At 57.4% G+C, this 21,478-nt stretch carries 20 protein-coding genes; 5 read left to right on the top strand and 15 right to left on the bottom strand.

Annotation, left to right across the window (positions count from 1 at the left end):
- Nucleotides 1-6 precede the first annotated feature (6 nt).
- The 3 genes from F3J41_RS22690 to F3J41_RS22680 all read right to left on the bottom strand — a co-directional run bounded on the left by F3J41_RS22690 (nt 7) and on the right by F3J41_RS22680 (nt 4,223).
- Complete coding sequence (locus tag F3J41_RS22690; protein ID WP_166712559.1) at nt 7-1,686, bottom strand: AsmA family protein; 1,680 nt, start codon at nt 1,684-1,686, stop codon at nt 7-9.
- Between the two features lie 122 nt (nt 1,687-1,808).
- Nucleotides 1,809-3,197: an NCS2 family protein gene (locus F3J41_RS22685; RefSeq protein WP_021507110.1), complete on the bottom strand. Its 1,389-nt coding sequence runs from the start codon at nt 3,195-3,197 to the stop codon at nt 1,809-1,811.
- A 90-nt stretch (nt 3,198-3,287) separates the two neighbouring features.
- Nucleotides 3,288-4,223: a zinc-binding alcohol dehydrogenase family protein gene (locus F3J41_RS22680; RefSeq protein ID WP_088516694.1), complete on the bottom strand. Its 936-nt coding sequence runs from the start codon at nt 4,221-4,223 to the stop codon at nt 3,288-3,290.
- Nucleotides 4,224-4,292: 69 nt separating this feature from the next.
- Here F3J41_RS22680 and F3J41_RS22675 point away from each other — a divergent pair, with 69 nt between their 5' ends.
- Nucleotides 4,293-4,778: a MarR family winged helix-turn-helix transcriptional regulator gene (locus tag F3J41_RS22675; RefSeq protein WP_166712557.1), complete on the top strand. Its 486-nt coding sequence runs from the start codon at nt 4,293-4,295 to the stop codon at nt 4,776-4,778.
- Here the strand turns inward: F3J41_RS22675 and recG are convergent.
- The 5 genes from recG to gmk are packed head-to-tail and all read right to left on the bottom strand — an operon-like array spanning nt 4,775 to nt 10,637.
- Complete coding sequence (recG, locus tag F3J41_RS22670) at nt 4,775-6,853, bottom strand: ATP-dependent DNA helicase RecG (RefSeq protein WP_021507107.1); 2,079 nt, start codon at nt 6,851-6,853, stop codon at nt 4,775-4,777. The two genes, F3J41_RS22675 and recG, sit on opposite strands and share 4 nt — an antisense overlap.
- Nucleotides 6,850-7,545, bottom strand: coding sequence for a tRNA (guanosine(18)-2'-O)-methyltransferase TrmH (gene trmH, locus F3J41_RS22665; RefSeq protein ID WP_031279638.1), 696 nt, complete (start codon nt 7,543-7,545; stop codon nt 6,850-6,852). Before trmH ends, recG begins: the two co-directional genes overlap by 4 nt.
- A gap of 3 nt (nt 7,546-7,548) precedes the next feature.
- Complete coding sequence (gene spoT, locus F3J41_RS22660; protein ID WP_021507105.1) at nt 7,549-9,660, bottom strand: bifunctional GTP diphosphokinase/guanosine-3',5'-bis pyrophosphate 3'-pyrophosphohydrolase; 2,112 nt, start codon at nt 9,658-9,660, stop codon at nt 7,549-7,551.
- 20 nt (nt 9,661-9,680) lie between these two features.
- Complete coding sequence (gene rpoZ, locus F3J41_RS22655; protein ID WP_021314198.1) at nt 9,681-9,956, bottom strand: DNA-directed RNA polymerase subunit omega; 276 nt, start codon at nt 9,954-9,956, stop codon at nt 9,681-9,683.
- 57 nt (nt 9,957-10,013) lie between these two features.
- Nucleotides 10,014-10,637 carry a guanylate kinase gene (gene gmk / locus F3J41_RS22650; protein WP_021507104.1) on the bottom strand — a complete coding sequence of 208 codons (624 nt, stop codon included), beginning with the start codon at nt 10,635-10,637 and terminating at the stop codon, nt 10,014-10,016.
- 238 nt (nt 10,638-10,875) lie between these two features.
- Here gmk and ligB point away from each other — a divergent pair, with 238 nt between their 5' ends.
- Nucleotides 10,876-12,645, top strand: a complete 1,770-nt coding sequence (gene ligB / locus F3J41_RS22645; protein WP_166712555.1) for an NAD-dependent DNA ligase LigB — start codon at nt 10,876-10,878, stop codon at nt 12,643-12,645.
- Here ligB and F3J41_RS22640 read toward each other — a convergent pair.
- Nucleotides 12,559-13,176, bottom strand: a complete 618-nt coding sequence (locus F3J41_RS22640) for a trimeric intracellular cation channel family protein (protein ID WP_031279636.1) — start codon at nt 13,174-13,176, stop codon at nt 12,559-12,561. The genes ligB and F3J41_RS22640 overlap by 87 nt on opposite strands.
- A gap of 288 nt (nt 13,177-13,464) precedes the next feature.
- Between F3J41_RS22640 and F3J41_RS22635 the strand changes: the two genes are divergently transcribed.
- A complete protein-coding gene (locus tag F3J41_RS22635; RefSeq protein ID WP_058771006.1) occupies nt 13,465-14,154 on the top strand; it encodes a LuxR C-terminal-related transcriptional regulator in 690 nt (229 codons plus the stop codon).
- Between the two features lie 79 nt (nt 14,155-14,233).
- On the opposite strand, the gene F3J41_RS22630 is transcribed toward F3J41_RS22635, so the two are convergent.
- The 6 genes from F3J41_RS22630 to F3J41_RS22605 form a co-directional block, all read right to left on the bottom strand.
- The gene (locus tag F3J41_RS22630) at nt 14,234-14,878 is read right to left on the bottom strand and encodes an oligosaccharide flippase family protein (RefSeq protein ID WP_166712553.1); all 645 of its coding nucleotides are present in this window, start codon (nt 14,876-14,878) and stop codon (nt 14,234-14,236) included.
- A 74-nt stretch (nt 14,879-14,952) separates the two neighbouring features.
- The gene (locus F3J41_RS22625; RefSeq protein WP_166712551.1) at nt 14,953-15,219 is read right to left on the bottom strand and encodes a hypothetical protein; all 267 of its coding nucleotides are present in this window, start codon (nt 15,217-15,219) and stop codon (nt 14,953-14,955) included.
- 436 nt (nt 15,220-15,655) lie between these two features.
- Nucleotides 15,656-16,051 (bottom strand): hypothetical protein, encoded by a 396-nt coding sequence (locus tag F3J41_RS22620; protein WP_021507099.1) that lies wholly within the window; start codon nt 16,049-16,051, stop codon nt 15,656-15,658.
- Nucleotides 16,052-16,172: 121 nt separating this feature from the next.
- Entirely contained in the window at nt 16,173-17,315 is a 1,143-nt protein-coding gene (locus F3J41_RS22615) for an alanine racemase (RefSeq protein WP_211075353.1), read from the bottom strand.
- A 53-nt stretch (nt 17,316-17,368) separates the two neighbouring features.
- Entirely contained in the window at nt 17,369-18,292 is a 924-nt protein-coding gene (gene lpxP / locus F3J41_RS22610; RefSeq protein WP_166712549.1) for a kdo(2)-lipid IV(A) palmitoleoyltransferase, read from the bottom strand.
- A gap of 604 nt (nt 18,293-18,896) precedes the next feature.
- Nucleotides 18,897-19,760 (bottom strand): YicC/YloC family endoribonuclease, encoded by an 864-nt coding sequence (locus F3J41_RS22605; RefSeq protein WP_021507096.1) that lies wholly within the window; start codon nt 19,758-19,760, stop codon nt 18,897-18,899.
- A 566-nt stretch (nt 19,761-20,326) separates the two neighbouring features.
- Here F3J41_RS22605 and F3J41_RS22600 point away from each other — a divergent pair.
- Both F3J41_RS22600 and F3J41_RS22595 read left to right on the top strand, forming a co-directional pair.
- Nucleotides 20,327-20,851, top strand: coding sequence for a fimbrial protein (locus F3J41_RS22600; RefSeq protein ID WP_021507095.1), 525 nt, complete (start codon nt 20,327-20,329; stop codon nt 20,849-20,851).
- A 63-nt stretch (nt 20,852-20,914) separates the two neighbouring features.
- Entirely contained in the window at nt 20,915-21,451 is a 537-nt protein-coding gene (locus tag F3J41_RS22595; RefSeq protein WP_021507094.1) for a fimbrial protein, read from the top strand.
- Nucleotides 21,452-21,478 lie beyond the last annotated feature (27 nt).

The raw sequence follows: 21,478 nt of genomic DNA, 5'->3' as shown, positions 1-21,478 counted from the left end.
CAATCATCACTGCACCTGCCCGCCACGCATCGTCTGCTGCACCGACTGCGTATCCGTCGTCACCGACAAACTGCCTTCTGCGCTGGCACGCAGCGGGGCGCCCGCGCTAAGCGAGCCCTTCAGCTGCAGCTGCAAATTACTGCTACCGCTCAGCGGCAGCGCAGGCCAGCCCCAGTTTTGCAGCACGTTTGCCGGCACCGCCTGGCCTTTCAGGTTCAGCGTAAACGGACGCTGTGCTTCCTGTCCTGCGGTTGCCGTGCCTTCCAGTAATCCGCTACCGTTAAAGGCGCTCATCTCGCTGACCTCAATCTGCCGATCGCTGGCGTTCAGGCTAATCGACGGATGGCGCAAATCGGTGCGGTTAAAGGTGGCTTCCGCCGCGTTAAAGCTGGCTTTGCCCGCCCAGATGCCCCATTGATGCTGGCGCGCCAGCAGCAGATTCTCTGCATTACCATCAAGCGCGGTCATCTGGAACGGGAAGGCCGGATTGATATCAATCACCAGGTTACGGTTAGCGGTCGCACGCTTCACCAGCACGCTATCCAGCCAGCCCGGCAGCGTCTGCTGCCAGCGATCGCGCCAGTTTTGCGGCAGCGTGTATTCCAGGCCGGCAATGGCTAAATCGTCAAGCGTCAGGCGCTTATCGCTGCGCGTCCAGCTGCCGCTGGCGCGAATCACGCCGTTGACCCAGCGGGAGCTGAACTGCGTCAGCTGAATGCCCTGCGGTGAGAATTCGGCGTTGACGATCGGATCGTTGAGTTCAAAGCTGCCGTTAATAAAGTTGCCGGCGTTCATGGCCAGCGAACCGTCGTCGCTCTGCCAGTCATCGCCGCGCAGCGTAATGTTCTTCAGGGTCAGATCGAGATCGGTCACCGCCCAGTCCGGGCCCTGCAGGCGCGCATCGGTCATATCCAGCCGGTTGATGCTCACCGAAGGCACGTCACGCAGCGGACTGAGGAACTCGCTCAGGCTCTGTTGGGTTTGCAGACGAATATCGTTAAGACGCAGCTGGTTGATTTGCCAGTTACCCTGCGCGTCGCGCTCGGCCCGTCCGGTCATTGAGCCGCGCGCCAGATCGGCGCCGATATTGCTCAGCACCAGCCGGCGTTTGGCGATATTGCCCTGCAGCAGCACGTTGTTACCGGCGACGCCGTCCAGCGTCATGGCACCTGCGCTCATCTGGAACTGCGCATCGCTGCCCAGCATATCGTCAGGCGTGGGCTTCCACGGCACAATGCCGCCGTTGACCCGCTGCGCCGCCAGCGGCAGGGCGCTGTGCGGGCTTTCGATCTGCACGTTATTGAGCTGCAGCCGGTTGGCCTGAATCGGCAGCGTGGTTTGTGGTGATTGGTTAGCGAGGTTGATGTCGCCGTCGCGCACTTCAATGCTGTCGAAATGCAGCGGATCGCTGAACTGCACCAGTGCCAGTCCGAGATCGACGCGCTTCGCCACCAGTACCGCCGGCTGGCCGTCGTGGCCGAAGCTGAAGTCATCCAGGATGATGTGGGAAGGCGAGGAGAAGTTGTGCTCAATCTTACTCAGCGACAAATGCCAGGCGGTTTTATCGCTTACCCAACGGCTAAACCAGCCTGCGCCCCACTGGGTTTGCAGCAGCACATAGAGAACCACCAGCGCCAGCAGAATCAGCAGTAACAAGGTAAGGAAAAACTTGCCTAAAAATTTCATCGCATCCATCCATCCCGATATTTATCCGGTGAGTGGTTGTTATGCCTGAATTACCGTTACAGCTCAACAGCCTGGATGAAAAAGCGGATAAATAACAGGCAGGCCGTAGCCTGCCAGCAGCATTACTTTTCCTGCGGAAAGACGAGGTTAAGCACGATAGCGGTGATACCCCCGGCGGCGATGCCGGATGACAGCAGGGTTTTCAGCCAGTCCGGGGCAAATTGCAGAATCAGCGGCTGTTGCGATACGCCGAGGCCCACCGCCAGCGACAGCGCGATGATCATAATGGCGCGGCGATTGAGCGGCTCGCGCGACACGATACGCACGCCAGAAGCGGCAATGGTACCAAACATCACGATGGTGGCACCGCCCAGTACCGGTTCCGGAATATGCTGCACAAAGCCGCTCACCGCCGGGAACAGGCCGAGTACGATCAGCATCAGCGCCACCACAAAGCCCACGTAGCGGCTGGCCACGCCGGTCAGCTGAATCACCCCGTTGTTCTGACCAAAGCAGGAGTTAGGGAAGGTGTTGAACAGCGCCGACACAAACGAGTTGAGACCATTGGCCAGCACGCCGCCTTTCAGACGCTTCATATACAGCGGACCGCTGACCGGCTGTTCGGAGACATCGGAGGTGGCGGTAATATCGCCGATGGTTTCCAGCGAGGTCACCATAAACACCAGCATCAGCGGGATCAGCAGATTCCAGTCAAAACCCAGGCCGTAATAGAGCGGCGATGGCACGGCCAGCAGCGCCTGGTTGGTTGGTGCAGAGGTAGCGGGCAGCATATCCAGCGCCCAGGCCAGCGCATAACCCACCGCCATGGCGATCACCAGCGACGCGACGCGCAGATAAGGGTTGCGCTGGCGGTTGAGCAGGATGATAACCACCAGCACGGCACCGGCCAGCAGCAGATTTTTCGGCGCCCCAAAGCTGTGATCGTTCATGGCGGCGAAGCCACCGCCAATCGAGGTCAGGCCGACCTGAATCAGCGACAGACCGATAATCATCACCACAATGCCGGACACCAGCGGCGTGATGATGCGGCGCGCGAGGTGCAGCACGCGTGACAGCAGCATCTCGGTACAGGAAGCCACCATCAGGGTACCAAACAGCGCCGCCATCATGGTTGGCACATCGGCACCGCCGTTTTTCAGCGCCATACCGCCCATGATCAGCGGCGTGACAAAGTTAAAGCTGGTGCCCTGAATCGACAGCAGGCCAGAACCCACCGGTCCCCAGGTTTTGATTTGCAGAATGGACGCCACGCCCGAAGCAAACAGCGACATGCTGATGATGTGCTGCGTGTCCTGCGCCGGTAAGCCGAGCGCCTGGCAGATCAGCAGTGCCGGGGTAATCACCGCCACAAACATCGCCAGCAGATGCTGGCAGGCAGCAAACAGCGTTTGCGGCAGCGGCGGACGATCTTCAAGACGGTAAATCAGTTCACTTTTGCTCTCGCCTGGTGCAGTGGCAGGCTGGCGGGATTCAGCAGTATTGACGGACATGGTGGCTTCTCAATAACAACAAAGGGGCGATTTTAAACGGTTGCGTTGTGAAAGCAATCGTTTGCAATACCCCTTTTAGTTGCGATTGATCTAGAGCGTAAACACCGTGCGGCAGCGACTGTCATCCTGCTGCCACGCCTGCTCTACCTCACTCAGCGGACGCTGCTGAAAAGCGATGGAGAAATCACTTTCAGCGGCGGCGTTCAGCATCTCACCAATACAGGCGATCAGTTCGCTGTCAGAGACGCTGCCCAGTCCGCTGCCCATCAGCGTCAGCCCGGATGAGCGCAGCAGTTTACTGTGCAGCGCGATCTCCTGCCCGCTGAGCGAGCCAATCTGCACAAAGCGCACCGTTTTCTCACCGCCGGCCACGGCCGCGTGCATGATGTCGAGCGCACTCTGGCCCCACAGATAATCCAGCACCACATCAATGCCTTGCTGCATCAGCGCTGGCAGCGCGCCGGGTAGCTCATCCAGCGTCAGGATGATATCCGCGCCCTGCGTGCGCAGCTGCTCCAGCACCGCGCGGTTACGGCCGGTGGCGATGATTTTCCCGGCACCGAGGTGACGCGCAATACGCACCGCCAGCCCGCCAGAGGTGCCGGTTGCGCCGTTGATCAGCACGGTTTCACCCGCCTGAAACTGCGCGCGACGCGTCAGTGCGGCCCACGAGGACATGCCGGGATTGGCGATTGCCGCAGCCAGCAGCGGATCAAGCGTCGGCGGCAGCGCAACCACCGCCGCGGCCGGCACCCGGGTCTGCTGCGCCATACTGCCCCACGGCGCGCTAAAGGCGAGAAAATAGACCGGATCGCCGTTGCTCAGCGTGCCGGTGCCATCAATGCCGGCGATAAACGGATAGTGGCTACCGGCGCTGTAATGGGCGCCGGCAGCGCGCGCTTTCGCCAGCTGGCTGATGGCGGCGGCCTTCACCGTTACCACCACATGCTGTTCATCGGCCTGCGGTGCCGGGAAATCGCCCCATACCGGTTTCTCACCTGCGGCACTGACTATGGCTGCTTTCATGTTTCACCTTCAGTTCATCGGATAATATGTGTAATATGCACACATTAGGCCTGCTCTGGGATGACGTCAATGAAAAGAGTGCAAAATACACATAATAATGCCGGCTTTGATGACTTGCACAACGCGCTGCTGATGATCGTCGGCACCTTTAATCGTCCGCAACGCGATGAATTATTAATAAAAGAGTCCGGTATCCAGCTGGATCGCGCCCTGTTTCCGCTGCTGATCCAGATTGGCCGCTTTGGTCCCCTCGGCGTGGTCGAGCTGGCCGATCGCGCCGGGCGCGATTACACCACTGTCAGCCGCCAGGTGGCGAAGCTGGAAGAGCTGGGGCTGGCGCAGCGGCAGAAAAATGCCAGAGACAAGCGGATCAATGAGGCGGTGATCACGGCGGCGGGAAAAGTGATGACGGATAAAATCGACGCGGCGCGCACGCAGATCTATCAGCAACTGTTCGCTGGCTGGCCAGCTGAAGAGCGTGCTGATTTAACGCGCCTGTTACAGCGCTTCGTCGGGGATTTTATGGCGGTGGATCGACAGTCGCAGCTGGATTAAGCGTGGCTGTAGCGCTCGGTTTCCGGCAGCCAGCGCTCGATCAGCGCCTGAGCCTGTTCGGGATAATGCTGGTGGATATGGCGCGCCACGCGCTGAACTTCCGGAATCATGCTTTGATCGCGCAGTAAATCGGCGACTTTAAACTCGGCGTTGCCGGTCTGGCGCGTGCCGAGCAGTTCACCCGGACCGCGAATTTCCAGATCGTGCTGGGCGATGACAAACCCGTCGTTGCTGTCGCGCAGCACCTGCAGGCGTTTCTGTGCGGTTTTACTCAGCGGCGCTTTGTACAGCAGCACGCAGTGTGAGGCGACGGCACCGCGGCCAACGCGTCCGCGCAGCTGATGCAGCTGTGCCAGACCAAGTCGTTCCGGGTTTTCGATGATCATCAGGCTGGCGTTGGGCACATCCACGCCGACCTCAATCACCGTGGTGGCTACCAGCAACTGGATTTCGTTGGCCTTGAACGCCGCCATTACCGCCTGTTTCTCCGCCGGCTTCATACGCCCGTGTACCAGACCGACCTGCAGGTCCGGCAGCGCCACTTTCAGCTCCTGCCAGGTGGCTTCCGCCGCCTGCGCTTCCAGCACGTCGGATTCATCGATCAGCGTACACACCCAATAGGCCTGACGGCCCTCGTGGCAGGCGCTTTGCACCCGGGTGATGATGTCGCTGCGGCGGGTATCGGGAATCGCCACCGTGGTCACCGGCGTACGGCCCGGCGGCAGTTCGTCAATGGTTGAGGTATCGAGATCGGCGTAGGCCGTCATCGCCAGGGTGCGCGGAATCGGGGTAGCGGTCATGATCAGCTGATGCGGATGGAAACCCTGCTCTTCGCCTTTTTCCCACAGCGCCAGCCGCTGATGCACGCCGAAACGGTGCTGCTCATCAATGATCACCAGCGCCATACCGTTGAATTTCACCTGTTCCTGGAACAGCGCGTGCGTGCCCACCACCATCGCCACCTGACCGCTGGCAATCGCCTCCTGCTGCGCTTCGCGCGCTTTCCCTTTCTGCTTTCCGGCCAGCCAGCCAACTTCCACGCCAAGCGGCGCAAACCACTGGCGGAAATTACTGGCGTGCTGTTCAGCCAGTAGCTCGGTCGGCGCCATCAGCGCCACCTGTTTGCCGTGGGCGATCACGTTCAGCGCCGCCAGCGCAGCCACCAGCGTTTTACCGGAGCCGACATCACCCTGCACCAGGCGCATCATCGGGAAGTCGTGCGCCAGATCGCGCTCAATCTCTGCGACCACGCGCCGCTGCGCCGCGGTGGGTGAGAATGGCAGCGCGGCCAGCAGTTTATCCACCAGTTGGTGGCGTGCCGGCATGGGCAGGGCGTGATGGCGTTGCGCGCCGGCGCGTACCGCCAGCATGCTGAGATTGTGCGCCAGCAGCTCTTCGAGAATCAGACGCTTCTGCGCCGGATGACGGCCGGTTTCCAGCTCGCTCAGGCGCAGGTCCGGCGGCGGCCGGTGCAGGGTGCGCAGCGCCTCCGGCAGACTGATCAGACCGCCGCTCAATTCCGGCGGCAGCAGCTCGGCAATTGGGCAGCTCTCCAGCAGCGTCAGTGCCTGATCGGTGAGATTGCGCAACGTGGCCTGGCGAATCCCTTCGGTGGTGGGATAGACCGGCGTCAGGGTTTCCTGCAGCTCAACGCCACCCAACTCGCCCTGGACGCGATACTCCGGATGAATGATTTCAGCGCCGCGCTGGCCGCGTTTGATCTCGCCATAAGCGGTGACGCGACGGCCCGGTGCCAGGCTGTTTTTCATGCCGGCGTTGAAGTTGAAGAAGCGCATCGTTAGCACGCCGCTGCCGTCGCTGATCTGGCATACCAGCATACGGCGGCGGCCAAAGGTGATTTCGCTGTGCAGCACTTCACCTTCCACCGTCGCCCAGATGCCGGGCAGCAGATCGTTAATTTTGTACAGCTGGGTGCGGTCTTCGTAGCGCAGCGGCAGGTGCAGCAGCAGATCCTGAATGGTAAACAGGCCGAGTTTCGCCAGCTTACCCGCCTGGCTGGCGCCGACGCCGGTCAGGGTACTGAGCGGAATGGCATCCAGCAGACGGCCTTTCATTTTTTACCCGTCGCTTGCATGGTGGACCACCAGGCGGCATCGGCTTCGACTTCGCCCTGCGCGTTGATGTGCGGATAGGGCAGGCCTTTCTGCTTCGCTACGCGCGCCAGCACCGGATAACCGCCCTCAAACAGCAGGCGCTGCTGCTCATCCTCGTCCAGCAGGCTATGCTGGCGGCGATACATGCCGGCGTTTTGCCGCTGACGCTGGGCTTCATACAGAATCAGTGCGGAGGCCACGGAGACATTCAGCGACTGCACCATACCGACCATCGGAATGATGATATCGCGGTCGGCCAGCGCCAGCGCTTCAGCGGTGATGCCGGTTTTCTCCTGGCCCATCAAAATACAGGTCGGTTTGGTGTAATCGATCTCGCGGAAATCGACCGCTTTGTCTGACAGATGGGTCGCCAGCACCTGCATGCCGCGATCTTTCAGATGGCGCACCGCATCAGCAATGTGGCGATGGGTTTTCACCTTCACCCAACTGTTACTGCCCGCCGACGCGGACACCATGGTGCGCATACGCACGCTGGGCCATACGGCGTGCACTTCGTGGATGCCGACGGCGTCGGCGGTGCGGATCACCGCAGAGACATTGTGCGGCTTATGCACCTGCTCCATGCAGACGGTGAGATCGTGCTGGCGCATGGCCAGCATCTCCTGGATACGAGCAAAACGTTGAGCGTTCATGCACTAATTACGGTTACGGTGAACTTTAATCACGTCCGGCATCACGCGGATTTTACGCATGATATTGGCCAGATGGACGCGATCGTTCGCGGTGAGGCGGATGAAGGCGCTGTAAACGCGGCCGTCACGCTCTTCGGTATTGAGGCTTTGAATATTCGAACCTGCGGTATTAATTGCCGCGGTCAGGTTGGCCAGCGCGCCCTGGTGGTTAAACATATCCACCTTAATCTCGGCGACAAACTCCTGATCGGTCACTTTATCCCATTCAACCGGCATGAATTTTTCCGGTTCTTTCTGGTAGCCGCGAATGTTACGGCAGGATTCGTGATGCACCACCAGCCCTTTACCGGGGCTGACGTGCGCGACAATCGGGTCGCCAGGGATTGGACGGCAGCACTTGGCGAAGGTAATCAGCACGCCATCAGCGCCCTTGATGGGCAGCTTTTTGCTGCGCTTACTGCTGCCAGATGACGGTTCGCTGCCGGATTGCAGCAGGTTCTTCGCCACCACTACGCTCATGGCATTGCCAAGGCCAATCTCCGCCAGCAGATCGTCGATGCTGGAGAGCTTCATACGCTCCAGTTCCTGCTGAATATTCTCCGCCGGAATCTCGGCCAGTTTTTTGCTGCCGCCGAGCGCGTGGCTCAACAGACGACGACCGAGGTTAACGGAATCTTCGCGCTTGAGGTTTTTCAGCAGCTGGCGAATTTTGGCACGCGCTTTTGAGCTCACCACAAAGTTGAGCCACGCGGCATTTGGCCGGGCGCCAGGTGCGGTAATGATTTCAATCGTCTGGCCGCTGGTCAGCGCCTGCGACAGCGGATACGGCTGGCGATCGACGCGCGCACCGACGCAGGCGTGACCGATATCGGTGTGCACCGCATAGGCGAAATCCACCGGCGTGGCGCCAGCGGGCAGTTCGACGATGCGGCCTTCCGGCGTAAACACGTAGATCTCATCCGGGAACAGATCGGATTTTACGCTCTCGATAAATTCAAACGAGCTGCCAGCGCTCTGCTGCAGCTCCAGCAGGCTTTGCAGCCAGCGCTGGGCGCGAATTTGCGCGGTGGTACCGCTTTCGCCAGCTTCTTTATAAGCCCAGTGGGCCGCTACCCCCATCTCCGCCATCTGATCCATATCTTCGGTACGGATTTGCACCTCAACCGGCACGCCGTGCGGGCCGATCATCGAGGTGTGCAGTGACTGATAGCCGTTGGCTTTGGGAATGGCGATGTAATCTTTCACGCGTCCGGGACGCGGTTTGTACAGGCTGTGCATCTGACCGAGCACGCGATAGCAGGTATCGAGGTCTTTCACGATGACGCGAAAGGCATAAATATCCATGATCGAGTGAAATCGCTGCTCTTTCAGGTGCATTTTGCGGTAGATCGAATAGAGATGCTTTTCACGTCCGCTGACGCGGCAGGGAATGCCGGCTTCCTGCAGACGCCCGTCGATTTCGGACAGGATCTTCTGAATCATCTCTTTACGGTTGCCGCGCGCCGCTTTCACCACCTCTTTAATCACGCGGAAACGGTTTGGATAGAGCGCTTCAAAGCCGAGCTCTTCCAGTTCCGTTTTCAGGTGATGAATACCGAGGCGGTGCGCCAGAGGACTGTAAATCTCCAGCGTTTCCAGCGCGATGCGCCGTTTTTTATCCGGACGCAGCGCGCCCAGCGTGCGCATGTTGTGCGTGCGGTCAGCCAGTTTGATCAGGATGACGCGAATGTCCTGCACCATCGCCATGATCATTTTGCGGAAGTTTTCAGCCTGCGCTTCTTTCTTGTCGCGGAATTTCAGCTTATCGAGCTTGGAAACGCCTTCTACCAGCTCGGCCACGCTTTTTCCGAACAGCTGTTCCATGTCCTGATAGGTGGCGGGCGTATCCTCAATCACATCATGCAGCAGCGCCGCCATCAGCGTTTCGTGGTCGAGTTTCATCTCGGCCAGAATGCAGGCAACCGCAACGGGATGGGTGATATAGGGTTCGCCGCTGGAGCGTGTCTGGCCCTCGTGGGCATCACGTGCGACAAGGTAAGCTTGCTTGAGGCGCTTGATTTGCTCCTCAGGCAAGTATTTTTCAATCAGCTGATTGAGGCTTTCAAACAGATACAAGGTTGACCTGCAGAGTGCTGTTAACGACGACCTTCAGCGATAGCGGTAACGGCTTGTAACTCAGCGGCTTCCTGCTCTTGCTGTTCCTGACGATCACGGACATCCAGAATCTGGTTGGTGATCAGGCCTTCTTCGATTTCGCGCAGGGCGATAACCGTGGCTTTATCGTTCTCTTCCGGAACCAGCGGATCTTTGCCGCCTACCTGCATCTGACGTGCACGACGTGCAGCGACCAACACCAGGTCAAAACGGTTACCAACTTTCTCTACTGCGTCCTGAACGGTTACGCGTGCCATAGGTGTGCTACTCCACAGATGATGAAGAAATGACTGGGCATAATACTGAAAGTGACTTCAGACTGCCAATAGTTTGCTGATTAAAGCATCATGTCGCGCTTTCTGGCGACCCATACGCAGACGTTCTGCGCGAATAATGGTTTTCAGATCTGACAGCGCCAGATCGAAATCATCATTAACAATCAAATAATCGTATTCGGCATAGTGGCTCATTTCTGCCACTGCCTGCGCCATGCGGCGGGCGATCACCTCTTCGCTGTCCTGACCGCGACCGCGCAGGCGGCGATCCAGCTCTTCGGTGGACGGCGGCAGAACAAAGATGCTGCGGGCGGCCGGCATTCTCTGGCGAATCTGCTGCGCGCCCTGCCAGTCAATGTCGAGAAACACATCAACGCCGGTCGCCAGCACCTGCTCAATCGCCGCGCGTGAGGTGCCGTAATAATTGCCAAACACTTCCGCATGCTCAAGGAAAGCATCCTCGGCGATCATGCGTTCGAATTCAGGCTTTGAGACGAAAAAGTAGTGTTCACCATGCGCTTCGCCGGGGCGCACGCCGCGGGTGGTATGAGAAACAGACACCTGCGTATCGTACAGCGGTTGTGTCTTTAACAGCGCCTGAATCAGGCTGGATTTACCTGCGCCGCTGGGGGCGGAAACAATATAGAGCGTGCCTTGAGCCATGGTTATCTTGAATTGAGTAAAGAGCGGAGTCGATTTCCTGCACAGTATACACGGCTTAAGCGCAGCACGCAGCGTTTGCCGCCCGCACGCGGCAATTCTTTTTCTGTGCGCGCCCTCCAGCGGCAGCGCAACTTTCTGCAATTCGCACAAAAATCCGTCAGCCTCGCTCCACAATCGGCTTTTTAACGCTGGTGTCACTCACCGCGGCACGCTGCAATCAGCAAAAAAGGAGGCGACGATGAAAGGATGGATATGGCTGGGTGCGATGTTGCTGGCGGGATGTGCGAATGGGATGGCGGTTTGTCCCAACTGGTCACCGGTGCGCGCTGAACAGGAGATGGGCGTGCTGCACAACCAGCTGCGCCACTGGGATGATGCCTACTACCGTCAGGGGCAAAGCCAGGTAAGCGATGCCGATTACGACAGCCTGCAGCAGCGCTTACAGCAGTGGCAGCGCTGCTTCACGCCGGCGTTGCCCGGCTATGCAGCACAGCTCAGCACCGACGGCAGCACGCTGCACCCGGTGGCGCATACCGGCGTACGCAAGCTGCGTGACAAGCTGGCGGTGGCCTACTGGATGCAGGATAAACCGGCGCTGTGGGTGCAGCCGAAAGTCGATGGCGTGGCGGTGACGCTGGTGTATCGCCAAGGCGAACTGGCTGGCCTGATCAGCCGGGGCGACGGACTGCGCGGTGAACAGTGGCTGGCGAAAGCACCGCACATTGCGGCGATCCCGCAGCATATCACGACCGACCGTGCGGAAGTGGTATTGCAGGGTGAGCTGTTCCTGACGATGACCGATCACCAGCAGGTGCGCGATGGCGGTCAGAATGCGCGCGCCCAGGTGGCGGGCGCCATGATGCGGCGCGAAGCCAGTCCGCTGCTGTCGCGCATTGGCGTGTTTATCTGGGCATGGCCGGATGGGCCGCCGATGATGCAGGCGCGGCTGGCGCAGCTTACGCAGTGGGGCTTTGCCCTGACGCAGCAGTGGAGCCGCCAGGTCAGTAATGAAGAGGAGGTCGCGGCCTGGCGTGAGCGCTGGTATCGCCAGCCGCTGCCTTTTGTCACCGATGGTGTGGTGATTCACCAGTCACCGCAGCGCGTCGGGCGCGACTGGCAGCCCGGACAGGGCAGCTGGTCGGCCGCGTGGAAATATCAGCCTGCCGAAGTCAGCAGCGAGGTGCTGTCGGTGGATTTCAACGTCGGACGCACCGGAAAAATTGCCGTGGTGCTGAACCTGCAGCCGGTGCAGCTGGAGGATAAAACCGTCCGGCGGGTCAATCTGGGCTCGCTGCGTCGCTGGAAGCAGTGGGATGTGATCGCCGGCGATCAGGTCACGCTGTCGCTGGCCGGGCTGGGTATTCCGCGGCTGGAACGAGTGATTTGGCGCGTGGCGCAGCGCGACTATCCGTCGCCGCCGCAGGACGACGCATTCAATCCGCTGAGCTGCCTGCACTTCAGCGCAGGGTGTCGCGCGCAGTTTCTGTCGCGTCTCAGCTGGCTAAGTCATAAGTCGGTACTGGATATTGCTGGCATGCAGCGCAGTAGCTGGCAGCGCCTGCTGGACGGCGGCAGCGTCAGCCACCTGTTCTCCTGGCTGACGCTCACGCCAGAGCAGATTGCGCAGGCACAGGGCATCTCCACCGTACGCGCCCGGCAGATCTGGCATCGTTTTAACCTGACGCGCCAGCAGCCGCTGCGCCGCTGGATCAGCGCGCTGGGCTTACCGCTGCCGCGCACGGCGCTACAGGCGTTGCCCGATACGCAGTGGTCGCAGTTGCTGGCGCGTTCAGCCGACAGCTGGCAGCAGCTGCCGGGTATCGGCAGCGTACTGGCACAGCGGCTGGTGACGATGCTGCAGGATGCGCGCCTGCAGTCGCTGATTCACTTTCTGCAGCAGCAGAATATCCCGGCGCAGCCGTCAGTGCTCGGGGTGGGGGTAGTTGAAAATCGGCAGACCGAGGCGGAAGCGCAGCGCCAGCAGGCGGGCGAAGAAGCCGAACAGTAGCGTGATGATCACCACCACTTCATGCGCCAGCGGTGTTTTCAGCAGCAGGATATACATCCAGCCGGAGGCAAAAGCGATGCCGGCGTACAGCTCTTTCTGGAACACCAGCGGAATGCGGTTGCAGAACATATCGCGCAGCACGCCGCCAAAAACGCCAGTTATGACTGCGGCGATGGCGGCGATGATCGCCGCATGGCCGGAATCCAGCGCAACCTGTGCGCCGATAATCGAGAACACCACCAGACCCAGCGCATCCAGCACCAGAAACACTTTACGCAGATGATTCATCAGCGGCGCGACAAAGGTGGTGACCACGGCCGCCGCCGCGACGATCATGATGTATTCCGGGTGTTTCACCCAGCCGAGCGGATAGTGGCCCAGCAGAATATCGCGCACCGAGCCGCCGCCAATCGCCGTGACCGACGCAATAATAATGACGCCAAACAGGTCCATTTTGCGTCGGCCTGCCGCCAGCGCACCGGTCATTGCTTCGGCGGTAATACCAATGATGTACAGGACGGTTAATAACATAGAGCACTCCAGTAAACTGGCGGCAAGGCTAAAGATTTCCCAGAGTGTAGACCACTGAGATTTTCTAAAAAAATGTTTTCGGATTAGCCATGCTGATGGCGAGCCTGCTGATGGGCTTGTTACAGAGGAACTGCGGTTGTCAGCCGGTGTTTTCGCATCAATAAAAATGATGCGAGACGGCGGATCGACCCTGATTTAAGTTTCGCCGATGATGTGTCGTACCTGATTAATGCCTGCTCATTCAGGCTCATCATTTACGGGCGCGACGTGCAGCAACTCTGGACAGGCATGAAAAAACACAGCGAAGACATCCTCTACTACTCCTCCGATAAGCTGGCGGCACTCGGGCTGGAAAGCCTGCTATCAGCGTTACCGGTGGGCTGCCGGGTGCATGAACTCTGGTCGCTCAGTACCGTCATCTCGCAGTGTGAAAGAGTGCGGCCGCGGTTACTGGTGTTTATTTTTCACGAGAATATGCCGCTGGCTGGCACCTTCAAAGTGCTGTATGCGCTGCAGCAGCAGTTTCCGGCCATGCAGATGCTGGTGCTGACCCGACGTCTGTTGCCGATGATGCACGCCCTCAGTCGTTATCTGCCCGGACTCAGCGTCCTCGATTTAAAGTCCTCACACACCGCGCTGCGTCGTTGCCTGCTGGCCTGTATCGCCGGCGGGATACCGCAGTTGCAGGAGGGGGCTGACATTCTGCTACCGGACCGGCAGCTACGGGTGCTGCTGATGATGGCGTGGGGCTACAACACGGAGCAGATTGGTAACCGGCTCGGTATCAGCCATAAAACGGTGAATGCACACAAGCTAAATGCGCTTACCCGCCTGCAGGTGAAAAGCAAAAACGACATGGCCGATCTGTTTATGGTGATTGACGAGCTGCGCATGCTGGTGGGATGGCTGCGCCTGCACCGCAATGGCAAGCTGAGCGAGCTGGCTTATCATTCGCTGGAAGAGTTACTGGAAGCATAAAAAGAAAAAAGCGTGCTGGTAACCAGCACGCGAACGCATCTTGCAGATGCCCAGAGCCCACCATACAGACTTGTTGTTATTATCCGTTTCTTGCTCGCACTGCGGCGAAAGCTTTCAGGCTAAAACGGTACTCCGGCTGGAACCAGGGACGTCCGTAGTAGCAGTAGATCAGCATTCTGATGGAAACCATCGCCAGGTAACCCCAGATGGCGCACAGCACTGACGGCGTCAGCCACACGGTAAACAGCGTGACCGCCAGCCCTGCCAGCACGGAAGACGTTTCCGTAAAGGCAATGCGCGTAAATTGTTTTTCCCGTTGCAGGATGGCGCGATAGTGCTGCCCCTGCGGAATAATAATAAAGATGACGGAAATCATCTCCAGCATAATTGCCAGTTCCGGCTGTCCCATTATTCGGCTGTAAATGTCACTGCCGATAAACAGCGTGGCAAAAATAAATAGACCGCTTAATACATTACCCCAGTAAAGCGTCGAGAGTTCGCTGTTATTTAAACTTTGATAGCGAATAAGTGCGTTACCAAAGCCGCGATCGGCTAGTGTATCAATCACTAATAATATCACTACGGCAATCGCGAGCAAATTGAGCTCATTTGCCTGCAGGATTTGCGCCAGCAGTGAAAGCTGTAATACCCCAATGCCAACGATTTTTATGGATGACAACACTGACCATTTGGCGCTGTCCAGATTTCTTTCGCGTATCGCCATACTCTGCTCATTATGGTACATGTACCAGTGCAATTAAGGGTTCACCCGGGCGGCGGCCCAGAGTACAGATCACATCAATGCAGCGCTTCCTGTCGCAGTCCTGAGATACCTTTCAGGGCCGGCCACGTCGCGATGCTGTTAATTAAGTGATGCTCTGATAATAAAATGATGCCCCTGGCGCGTAATTGTTGTGGCGTCTGCGCGGTATCTCCTCCGGTCAGGAGGAAATCCGCGAGATCGTTATAAAATCCTTTTGCATTATTATATTTCCCGGCCAGTATCCGTCTGGCAATCTCAACGAATTCTTTTTCAGATAACGAAGGATAGGTTGAGCGATCCATGTTATGTCCCTGCTGTTTTTATTATTAAGTACTGCTGTGTGTGAAGGAGTTATACCGTGTTTTATTTAAATTAACACCATAAGAAAACTCCTATAAATCGACTGCAGGAATAAATGGTTTCAGAATATGGATGTGAATATATAAGTTCTGGCCTTTGCAATTTATAAGTCCTTTTCCACCTTTTATGGCGCTGCAAAGTTGAACAAGTCAGCGCACAGGAAAAAACAGAGATAAATCAGAAGCACTCAGCTCTCGTCAGCCCGGCATGACCAGGAATTTTCCCGGTTACGACGCTTTAGCCAGACTGGTGAATGGTGCGAAAATGCGCTTTGCGCGCGGTGAAACAGTTAAACACCGCTGCGCGAAAAAAATGCTGCTTTTTAACGATTACGTCCAGCGGAGGATAAAGGGTGGCTGGTGGGATAATGCATTGATTCTAATGGGTTAACAGATGAAGGAGGCGCTCAAGATCGCGTTTTACCCAGGCAACATCCCCGGCGAACTTCTCGTCAGACATCAGCGGCTGGCGATAAACCACCATGACGACTTCGGCCCCCTGCTCGTTGGCAATGACCCGCATCGGCATATAAATCTCTTTACCGCTGCCGGTGTCGATCCAGTGATCCATCACGCCAAACGGGTTATAGGGGGTAAAACGAATTTTCACTGTGCCTTCCGGGCCTTTCGCTTTCCAGTACTGGCCTTCCTGCGTCAGCGTGCTGCTGCTCAGGCCGCTGGCCCACTTCGCAAAACATTCGGGTTTCCAGATGGTTTCGTACAGATCTAACCAGTTACGGGGAATGGTGAGCGTCACTGTCTGAGATGGCAGCATGGAGCCTCCGCGGGGCAGGTAAACGACAAATTAAACCTGAAACATCGCCTGTCACCTTAACTGAAGGGCACCGGACTGCAAACGGCCCGGTGACGGAAGTGTGCTGCAACAGCGTTTTTTGTCAGATAAAACGGCCGCGCCCCTGGATGTCATGCAGTTCGGCGCTGCCGTCGGCCTGACGCAGCACGAAGCGATCGGATTGCGCCACCACCGCGCAGCTGTGATTAGGGAAGATGCGCAACAGGGCGCCAACTGCAGGCGCATGTTCGCCGTAGGTTAAAAAGCCGTGCTCTTCCGACAACTTCTGCACTTCATACTGATGGCCATGCTCGTCCACCGCGATGCCGAAACCGCTGGCATTGGTGCCGTGCGGGCCTTTGTCCGAGCTCAGCATTTTGGAGCCAGCATCAATGATGGCGTAATAAGGATTAACGGCCACCACGCGCGTCACGACCGTTAACGCCAGCGCATCCGCCTCACACAAGCCCAGACGCCAGGCGGTGAGATCCAGCAGGGCATAATTACCGGGACGAATTTCATCGCTGCCGGCGGCTACCGGTGCCGCCAGCGCCGTGGGCGTGGAGCCAACCGAGACGGGACAAGGGGCAAAACCGGCATCCAGCAGCCGCCGTTGCAGGTCGCGCATCAGCACGATCTCCTGCTGCGCCACCTCAGCTATCGCCGTGGCATGACCCGCAGCGTACGCATGACCCGCATGCGAGATCAGTCCGGCGAAGGGCAATCCGCTGGCGACAATCTGCCGCGCCAGCGTCAGCGCGCTATCACTATGTGGATCGACGCCAACGCGATGCAGACCCACATCCACTTTAATGGCGATCGCCAGCGCGCAGTCCGGCTGCTGCTGATGGGCGGCGACAATGGCGCTCACGCCCGCCGCGCAGTCTGCGATGCAGGTAATGCGTGCCTGATGCTGTGCCGCCAGCTGCAGCAGTTCGGTCAGCGCGGCGGCGTGCACCACGGGATAGGCCAGCAGCACATCGCGTGCCCCGCCGTGCACAAAAGCCACGCCTTCGCTCGGTTTCGACACGGTAATGCCGCGCGCACCCAGCTGGTGCTGCTGTTCAGCGATCCAGACGCTTTTATGAGTTTTGATGTGGGGACGCAGCGCGACGCCGGCGGCATCGGCTTTCTGTTGCATCAGTTGCAGGTTACGCTGCAGGCGCGCAGCATCAACTTCCAGGTAGGGCGTAAGCCGGTCGGCGTGCAGCGGTCGCAGCCAGCCTGCTGTCTCAGAATGTTCCATTATAATAGTCCGCAGGTTATGTCTTGGTGCGGACTATCATTCACGAGCGCTGGTTAGACGTAAAGTGAAGCTTCGCCTGGCGGACGGGTTTTAAAGCGGCGATGCAGCCACAGATATTGCTCAGGTGCACGCAGAATTTCTTTCTCAATCACCCGATTCATGTACGCCGCGGCGGCCGCTTCATCATCATGCGGGTAGTTTTCCAGCTGCGGCTGAATGATCAGCTGATAGCCGTCTTTGCGCGCATTACGAATCAGCACGATGGTCAGCATCGCCGGTTTGGCCAGCCGCGACAGCACAAAGGTGCCATTGGTGGTGGCCGCTTTCTCGACTGCGAACAGTGGAGCAAACACGCTGCCTTTCGGGCCGTAGTCCTGATCCGGCGCGAACCAGACGGCTTCGCCCTGTTTCAGCGCCTGAACCATGCCGCGCAGATCGCGTCGATCAATCATTGCTTTATTGGATCGCATGCGCCCTTTGGTTTGCGCCCACTCCATCGCCTGATTATTGTGCGGGCGATACATGGCCATCATCGGCTGGCACAGTCCGGTAATACGGCCGCCCAGCTCCAGCGACATAAAGTGCACGCCAATCACCATCACGCCGCGCTGCTGGCTCTGCGCATGCTGAAGATTGGTGATGCCGTGCACCTGAAACAGCTGACGCACGCGCGCATCGGACCAGAACCAGGCGATGCCGGTTTCCGCCAGCGCCATGCCCAGCGACTCAAAATTGCCGGCAATCATCACCTCTTTCTCGTCTTCATTAATGTGCGGGAAGCAGAGTTCGATGTTACGCCGCGTGATGCGTTCGCGCCGCTTCAGGAAGTGGCGTGATAACCGGCCCGCCGTCGCACCCAGCCGGATTAATAAAGGATAGGGGAGCTGCACCAGCAGCCAGAGCACTGCCAGCCCGAACCAGGTAAACCAGTAGCGGGGATGCAAAAGTTTGGAACAGAACTGCCCGGTTTTCTTCATAGCGCCTTCATGTCAGGAGTGAATGTAACGCGCGAAGAAGTCGGTCCATGGTTCCCGGTGCGGTACAACTGTAGTTATTACGACCGGCACTTTAGCAAATAGTGCCGTATAAGATATGTAAACTCTGCAATCTTCAGGATTCAGATGATTGATGGATCGTGCACTAACTGGCGTGAGAATGAAATCGGATTGGGTTTAAACTGCTTAAAAACAATAGGTTGGTGGATTGGCTGGCTAAATTTATATGTCATTTTCGGTCAGTAACAGACACGGTTGTTCATCATTCAGGCAATAATCCTTACATTGCGAAAATTAAATATTGGTCTACCACTGCAACTGGTAGCTTCTGCAAGCCAGTTTCAGACACAGTAGTGTCCATTTGACGCTAAAAAAGCCATGATCAGACACTATTGTGTCTGTGTGGAAGCGTTATAGCTCAATCAGGCTTACCCTATGGCTATGGTGTGCAGCAAAATCTCACCGCATACCTGCGGCAGGCCGTAAAACCGTGCCATCCAGCCACCTGGCGCTATACAAACCGGCGTAATGGCTGCGGTTAGCAAGGAAAGATAAAGCCCTGAGCAGGGCTTTACAGAGATAAGCGTTACTCGATGTTCTGAATCTGCTCGCGCATCTGCTCGATCAACACCTTAAGCTCAATCGCTGAGGCGGTAATGTCCGCATTAATCGATTTCGATGCCAAGGTGTTCGACTCGCGATTGAACTCCTGCATCATAAAGTCGAGGCGACGGCCGACGGCTTCTTTCTTCTTCAGAATGTTGTAAGTCTCTTTTACGTGCGCATCGAGGCGATCCAGCTCTTCGGCTACATCAATACGCTGGGCCATCATCACCAGTTCCTGCTCAAGGCGATTGTTCTCCAGCTGAACCTCAGCTTCTTCCAGCTTGCTCACCAGACGCTCGCGCTGCCATTTCAGCACTTCTGGCATCTGTGCACGCACTTTGCTGACCTGCTCGGTCACGCCCTGCAGTCGCTGTTCGATCAGCGCTTTCAGCGCGTTGCCTTCACTTTCACGCGCAATGATGAAATCGTCCAGCGCGCCATCCAGCGCCGCCAGCAGTTCCGCGTTGATGGCATCCAGATCCTGCTCCTGCGCGGTCATCACGCCCGGCCAGCGCAGAATATCCAGCGGGTTAATTGCGCCTTCATCACTCTGCATCTTCACCCAGTTCGCCGCCTGCACCAGCTGTTTAGCCAGCGACTCATTCAGCTGTAGCTCACCCTGTGCGCTGGCATCGGCGTCGAAGCGCAGGTTGCACTCGATTTTGCCACGCGTCAGGCGGTTGCGGATGCGTTCGCGAATCACCGGCTCCAGGCTGCGAAACTGCTCCGGCAGGCGGATATAGGTTTCGAGGTAACGCTGGTTGACGGAACGCAGTTCCCAGGCGGCGCTGCCCCAGCTGCCTTTGGCTTCACGGCGGGCGTATGCGGTCATACTGCGGATCATAAGCTTCTACTCATTCAGGAAATGTTCTTCGAATTATAGCGAGGGTGCTCCCGGCATGATAGGCGTAAACGCACAGCAGGGTGCCAGGCCTTTGACAACCGCGTTTATTGTTATTTACCGATGTTTTCAGGCGATAAAAATATCAAGGTTGTGAATGCAGAGATAAATAACGTTTTAATCTGGCGAAAAAATAGCTACTGCGTGAATTGACCTGCGGTAATTATCGCCAGCTTGTGAACGGGCAGGGTTTTTCCCTTGATTAAAATCATTAAAACACTGATGCAAAGCTGTGAATTTTGTCAATCCATTGATTTTAATGGATTTAATAACCGTTAAAACATAATGGATTTGTGAGTGTTGTTTTTGATCATATATAACGAAAATACCGTTGCGCAGGGCAAAATTGATCTCTATCGTTGGCACCACTTGAGGACGACAACCACAAAAATGATGTGGACGGCCATCAGGAAAAATATAAGTAATTAAATTTTTCTATACACAGCAAATTGAATAAGACCGACGCAGAACGCGCTCCTTGTTTTATTCACCTAAATGGAAATCAGCAAATGAACATGAACAAAATCGTTGTGGCTTTAGGTCTGTCTATGTCTCTGGTGGCGGGTTCTGCGATGGCAGCAGGTGAAGGTAACGGTACTGTGACGTTTAAAGGTGCGATTGTTGATGCGCCATGCTCCATCGAACCGGGTTCAGTCGATCAGACGGTTGAGCTGGGTCAGATTTCCAACCTGGCGCTGAAAGACGGTGGCCGTTCTACACCGCGTCCATTCCAGATCAAACTGGAAAACTGCGACACCGCAACCAAAAAAGAAGTGACCGTGACCTTTGCCGGTACTGGCTCTCAGGTTATCCCGGGCAAACTGGCCATCACCGGTACTGCATCAGGCGCGGCGATCGGCATCAACTTCGGCGATACCGAAATTGAACTGGGTACCGCAACACCAGCGCAAAAACTGATGGACGGCAACAACCAGCTCTCCTTCGCAGCCTTCCTGCAGGGTGGCGGCGCTTCTGAGACTATCGTCCCGGGCGAATTCCAGAGCGTGGCTGACTTCGCACTGAACTATCAGTAATGGTCAGAGACTGGCGGGCTTCCTTGCCCGCCACTCTATCTTTTCGCTTAAGGAACTGCGGCGATGAGTCGTTTTATGCCTGCGGCGATAGTTTCGGCATCGGTGCTTTTCATCAATGACTGCCGCGCCGAACAGTTGATCGACCGCGGCCGCGTTGCGTTACGCGGCGCCATTCATCAGGGTGCCTGCGCCATTAAGGTCGATGATGCTGAACAAACCATCGCGATGGGGGTGCTGCCGCTGGCGCGCCTGCAACGTGACGGTAAAGGGCCGGGTTTTCCCTTCTCTATCCAGCTGGTGAATTGTCCGGTGGAGTACAGCGCGTCGGGAGGCGTGGCACGCACCTTTTCTATCACCTTTGACCACGATGGCCCGCCGGGTCAGCAGCGTTTTGCTGTGTATGGCGATGCCAAAGGGGTAGAGCTGATGATTACGGATACGCAGGGCAACACCATTGCTCCCGGTGAGGCGCAGCCGATCGATCAGCATCTGACGCAGCAGCACGACCTGCGTTATCGGCTCACGCTGGTCAGCAACCAGCAGCAACTGCACAGCGGGAGTTACGCCGCCGCGATTCGTTTTCACATTAATTACAACTGATCTTTCACGGTTTACGGACACCGCTTG

This window comes from Pantoea sp. Ap-870, assembly GCF_011752515.1.
GTDB lineage: Bacteria > Pseudomonadota > Gammaproteobacteria > Enterobacterales > Enterobacteriaceae > Pantoea > Pantoea dispersa.
The sequence above is the reverse complement of the archived record's forward strand: the minus strand, read 5'-3'. Positions and strand labels throughout refer to the sequence as shown.

What these genes read in the sequence shown, in the direction of transcription:
- F3J41_RS22690 (WP_166712559.1), bottom strand. Translation starts at nt 1,686, where the DNA reads ATGAAATTTTTAGGCAAGTTTTTCCTTACCTTGTTACTGCTGATTCTG.
- F3J41_RS22685 (WP_021507110.1), bottom strand. Translation starts at nt 3,197, where the DNA reads ATGTCCGTCAATACTGCTGAATCCCGCCAGCCTGCCACTGCACCAGGC.
- F3J41_RS22680 (WP_088516694.1), bottom strand. Translation starts at nt 4,223, where the DNA reads ATGAAAGCAGCCATAGTCAGTGCCGCAGGTGAGAAACCGGTATGGGGC.
- F3J41_RS22675 (WP_166712557.1), top strand. Translation starts at nt 4,293, where the DNA reads ATGAAAAGAGTGCAAAATACACATAATAATGCCGGCTTTGATGACTTG.
- recG (WP_021507107.1), bottom strand. Translation starts at nt 6,853, where the DNA reads ATGAAAGGCCGTCTGCTGGATGCCATTCCGCTCAGTACCCTGACCGGC.
- trmH (WP_031279638.1), bottom strand. Translation starts at nt 7,545, where the DNA reads ATGAACGCTCAACGTTTTGCTCGTATCCAGGAGATGCTGGCCATGCGC.
- rpoZ (WP_021314198.1), bottom strand. Translation starts at nt 9,956, where the DNA reads ATGGCACGCGTAACCGTTCAGGACGCAGTAGAGAAAGTTGGTAACCGT.
- gmk (WP_021507104.1), bottom strand. Translation starts at nt 10,637, where the DNA reads ATGGCTCAAGGCACGCTCTATATTGTTTCCGCCCCCAGCGGCGCAGGT.
- ligB (WP_166712555.1), top strand. Translation starts at nt 10,876, where the DNA reads ATGAAAGGATGGATATGGCTGGGTGCGATGTTGCTGGCGGGATGTGCG.
- F3J41_RS22640 (WP_031279636.1), bottom strand. Translation starts at nt 13,176, where the DNA reads ATGTTATTAACCGTCCTGTACATCATTGGTATTACCGCCGAAGCAATG.
- F3J41_RS22635 (WP_058771006.1), top strand. Translation starts at nt 13,465, where the DNA reads ATGAAAAAACACAGCGAAGACATCCTCTACTACTCCTCCGATAAGCTG.
- F3J41_RS22630 (WP_166712553.1), bottom strand. Translation starts at nt 14,878, where the DNA reads ATGGCGATACGCGAAAGAAATCTGGACAGCGCCAAATGGTCAGTGTTG.
- F3J41_RS22625 (WP_166712551.1), bottom strand. Translation starts at nt 15,219, where the DNA reads ATGGATCGCTCAACCTATCCTTCGTTATCTGAAAAAGAATTCGTTGAG.
- F3J41_RS22620 (WP_021507099.1), bottom strand. Translation starts at nt 16,051, where the DNA reads ATGCTGCCATCTCAGACAGTGACGCTCACCATTCCCCGTAACTGGTTA.
- F3J41_RS22615 (WP_211075353.1), bottom strand. Translation starts at nt 17,315, where the DNA reads ATGGAACATTCTGAGACAGCAGGCTGGCTGCGACCGCTGCACGCCGAC.
- lpxP (WP_166712549.1), bottom strand. Translation starts at nt 18,292, where the DNA reads ATGAAGAAAACCGGGCAGTTCTGTTCCAAACTTTTGCATCCCCGCTAC.
- F3J41_RS22605 (WP_021507096.1), bottom strand. Translation starts at nt 19,760, where the DNA reads ATGATCCGCAGTATGACCGCATACGCCCGCCGTGAAGCCAAAGGCAGC.
- F3J41_RS22600 (WP_021507095.1), top strand. Translation starts at nt 20,327, where the DNA reads ATGAACATGAACAAAATCGTTGTGGCTTTAGGTCTGTCTATGTCTCTG.
- F3J41_RS22595 (WP_021507094.1), top strand. Translation starts at nt 20,915, where the DNA reads ATGAGTCGTTTTATGCCTGCGGCGATAGTTTCGGCATCGGTGCTTTTC.